This is a genomic window from Streptomyces sp. RP5T (assembly GCF_003933965.1).
Lineage (GTDB): Bacteria > Actinomycetota > Actinomycetes > Streptomycetales > Streptomycetaceae > Streptomyces.
Window position 1 is genome coordinate 1 of the sequence record NZ_RSAJ01000737.1, and the last position, 3653, is coordinate 3653.

A 3653-nucleotide genomic window follows, 5' to 3' on the forward strand; every position below is an offset into this window, starting at 1 on the left:
GGCCTGGGTGGGTCGGCGGACTCAGAGGGCGAGGCGGCGGGACAGGTCGGAGGTGAACACCCCGCGCGGATCCAGCTCCGCGCGCAGCGCGCGGAAGTCGTCGAGGCGCGGGTACATCGCGGCGAGCAGCTCCGGCCGCAGGCGGGAGTCCTGGGCGAGGCAGACCCGTCCGCCGGCCGCGGCCACCTCCTCGTCCAGTTCGTCGAGGAGGGCGCCGAGTCCCGGCAGAGCGGCCGGGACGTCCAGGGCCAGGCTCCAGCCGGGAACCGGGAAGGAGAGCCAGCCGGGGTCGGCGTCCCCGAACCGCTTGAGGACGGCGTGGAAGGCCGGGCACCGCCGACCGGAGATGCGCCGCACGATACGGCGCAGGGTCTCCTCCTGGCCGTGTCCGAGGACGAACTGGTACTGCACGAGGCCGCCGCGGCCGTAGAGCCGGTTCCAGTGGGGCACGCCGTCCAGGGGGTGGAGGAAGGCGGGGATCCTCCGCAGCCGGCCGGTACGCGCGCGGGGCGCCGTCCGGTACCGGAGCTCGTTGAACAGCCCCGCGGTCGTGCGGTTGACGAGTCCGTCGGGAAGGAAGGCGGGCGGGGCCGGAAGGCGCGAGGGCGAAGAGGCCGGCCAGGTCCTGCTCGCGCGACTGCGGACGGCTCCCGACGCCTCCAGCGCCGCGCGCGGCGTGTGGCCGCCCCGGGTCAGCACCGCCCGCCCGGTGGCCGCCCCACGGGCCAGCAGGTCGATCCAGGCGACCGAGTAGGGGTAACCGTGGTCTGCGGTCGTCAGCCGTGCCATCAGATCGTCGAGGTCACGCGCGCGTTCCGTGTCGACCGACATCAGCGAGGTCTCGACCGGCTGGAGCTGGACCGTCGCGGTGAGGATCATCCCGGTCAGGCCCATGCCGCCGGTGGTCGCGTCGAACAGGGGCGTGCCGCGGCGCACCGTGCGGATCCCGCCGTCGGCGGTGAGGAGCTCGAAGGACAGCACATGGCGCGAGAAGGAGCCGGACACGTGGTGGTTGGCGCCGTGGACGTCCGCGCCGATCGCGCCGCCGACCGTGACATGGCGGGTGCCGGGCATCACCGGCACGAACCAGCCGAGCGGCAGCAGCACCTCCGTGAGCCGGTGCAGGGAGACGCCCGCGTCGCACAGCACGCTGCCGCCCTCGGCGTCGATCGCGTGCACACGGTCCAGCGCGGTCATGTCGAACACCGCGCCGCCGGCGTTCTGCGCCGAGTCCCCGCAGGTCCGTCCCAGGCCGCGCGGGATGCCGCCGCGGGCTCCGCAGCCCCGGACGGCGGCCACGGCCTCCTCGTAGCTCCGCAGGTGGATCGGGCGGGCCGCGGTGGGGGCGGTGCGGCCCCATCCCGTGACGGGAACGGTGTCGGCAGACATGCCGGTGACCGTATCGCCGCTATAGCAACAATTTGCCGGTAAACCTCATACTCCTCCGCGAAATGGGTGATTAGTGGGATGTCACTCAATATTGCCGCAGCCCCGGCCCGCGGCCGCTCGCGCGCCCTCGTCGCCCTGCCCCGGCTCCCGCAGCCGTCCCGTGTTTTCGGGGGCACGTACACATCGGTCTTCCGCACGGAGGGCAAGATCCGATCATGGACTGGCTGAAGAGACTCCCCGTCGTCGGGCCGCTCTGGGTGCGCCTGACGGCCACGCACGCGTGGCGGTCGTACGAACGGCTGGACCGGGTGAAGTGGACCCGGCTGGCCGCCGCGATGACGTTCACCAGCTTCGTCGCGCTGTTCCCGCTGCTCACCGTGGCCGCCGCGATCGCCGCCGCCACGCTCAGCACCAAGCAGCAGAACGACCTTCAGAACAAGATCGCCGACCAGGTGCCCGGCATCTCCGACCAGCTGAACATCGACGACCTGGTGCAGAACGCCGGCACCGTCGGCCTCATCGCCGCGGCCGCCCTGCTGTTCACCGGCATCGGCTGGGCCGGCTCGACGCGCGAGTGCCTGCGCGCGGTGTGGGAGCTGCCGGACGGGGACGAGAACCCGATCCTGCGCAAGGGCAAGGACCTGGGCATCCTGGTCGGGCTCGGCGGCGCCGTCCTGGTCACGCTCGCCATCTCCACCGTCGCCTCCGCGCTGGTCGACTGGATCGGCGGGGAACTCGGCCTCCAGGAGGGCGGCGCGGGCCGGGCCCTGCTGCGGGCCGCCGCGTTCGGCATCGCCGTACTCGCCGACTTCCTGCTCCTGCTGTACGTCCTGACCCTGCTGCCCGGCGTCGAGCCGGGGCGCCGCCGCCTGCTCGTCGCCGCGCTGACCGGCGCGGTCGGCTTCGAACTGCTGAAGCTGCTCCTGAGCGGCTATATGCAGGGCGTGGCGACGAAGAGCATGTACGGCGCGTTCGGCGTCCCCGTCGCCCTGCTGCTGTGGATCAACTTCACGTCGAAACTGGTGCTGTTCTGCGCCGCGTGGACGGCGACGGGGAGCAAGGAGCAGGAGCTCACGGACGGGACGAGCGACGCCGTACCAGATCCGGCAGCGGCCAGCGGCGGTTGACGAGGTACGCGGCGCCCGCGAGGAGCACGAGCAGGCCGCCGGCGATCGCGAAGGCGGTCTCCATGCCGCGGGAGCCGCCGCCGGTCGTGGCGGACGCGACGGGCTTGTCCGAGGCCCCCGGGCCGGCGGACTGGCCGGATCCGCCGGAGCCGCCCCCGGCCTGCCCGGAGGTTCCCGGCTGCGCCGCGCCCTTGGGCGGCACCAGCTCACCCACCGGCTCGACCTTGCCGGCCGCCTTGAAGCCCCAGTCGAAGAGCTTCGCGGTCTCCTTGTAGACCTCGTTGTGCCCTTCCTTGGACGGGTTCATGACGGTGACGAGCAGCACCCTGCCATTGCGCTCGGCGACTCCGGTGAAGGTGGCGCCGGCGTTGGTGGTGTTGCCGTTCTTCACACCTGCGATGCCCTGGTACTGCGAGATGTCGTAGTCGCCGCTCAGCAGCCGGTTGGTGTTCTGGATCTCGAAGGGCGTGCGGACGGTCTTGCCCTTCTTGTTCTTCTTCGTCTCGCCCGGGAACTTCGCGGTGACCGTCGAGCAGTACTCGCGGAAGTCCTTCTTCTGCAGTCCTGAGCGGGCGAACAGGGTCAGGTCGTAGGCGGAGGAGACCTGGCCGGGGGCGTCGTAGCCGTCGGGGCTGACCACGTGCGTGTCGAGGGCCTGGAGCTCCTCGGCGTGCTCGTTCATCTCCGTGACGGTCTTGGCGACGCCGTTGTTCATCGCCGACAGGACGTGCACCGCGTCGTTGCCGGAGCGAAGGAAGACGCCGAGCCACAGATCGTGGACCGTGTACGTCTCGCCCTCCTTTATCCCGACCATGCTGGAGCCGGCGCCGATGCCCGCGAGGTCGGTGGGGACCACCTTGTGCTTCTCGTCCTTGGCGAACTTCGGCAGCACGGTGTCCGCGAAGAGCATCTTCATGGTGCTCGCGGGGGGCAGCCGCCAGTGCGCGTTGTGCGAGGCGAGCACGTCGCCGGACTCGGCGTCGGTGACGATCCAGGACCGCGCGGTGATGTCCTTCGGCAGCACCGGCACTCCGCTCGCGAGATTGACCTGGGTGCCCGCCTGGCCGAGCCGTGCGCCGCCCACGGTCGACATGTGCGCCGGGGGAGTGGCGCTCGGGGACGCGCTCGGGCGGGGAG

General features: G+C 71.7%; 3 protein-coding genes. 1 reads left to right on the forward strand and 2 read right to left on the reverse strand.

What is annotated here, in order from left to right; translation table 11 throughout:
• Positions 1–21 precede the first annotated feature (21 nt).
• The gene (locus tag EHS43_RS40115; RefSeq protein WP_125195476.1) at positions 22–1389 is read right to left on the reverse strand and encodes an FAD-binding oxidoreductase; all 1368 of its coding nucleotides are present in this window, start codon (positions 1387–1389) and stop codon (positions 22–24) included.
• A gap of 215 nt (positions 1390–1604) precedes the next feature.
• On the opposite strand from EHS43_RS40115, the gene EHS43_RS40120 reads away from it, so the two are divergent.
• The gene (locus EHS43_RS40120; protein WP_125195477.1) at positions 1605–2516 is read left to right on the forward strand and encodes a YihY/virulence factor BrkB family protein; all 912 of its coding nucleotides are present in this window, start codon (positions 1605–1607) and stop codon (positions 2514–2516) included.
• Here EHS43_RS40120 and EHS43_RS40125 read toward each other — a convergent pair.
• Positions 2461–3653, reverse strand: a 1193-nt coding sequence (locus EHS43_RS40125; protein ID WP_148104228.1) for a D-alanyl-D-alanine carboxypeptidase family protein, incomplete at its 5' end; no start/stop codon positions are given. The genes EHS43_RS40120 and EHS43_RS40125 overlap by 56 nt on opposite strands.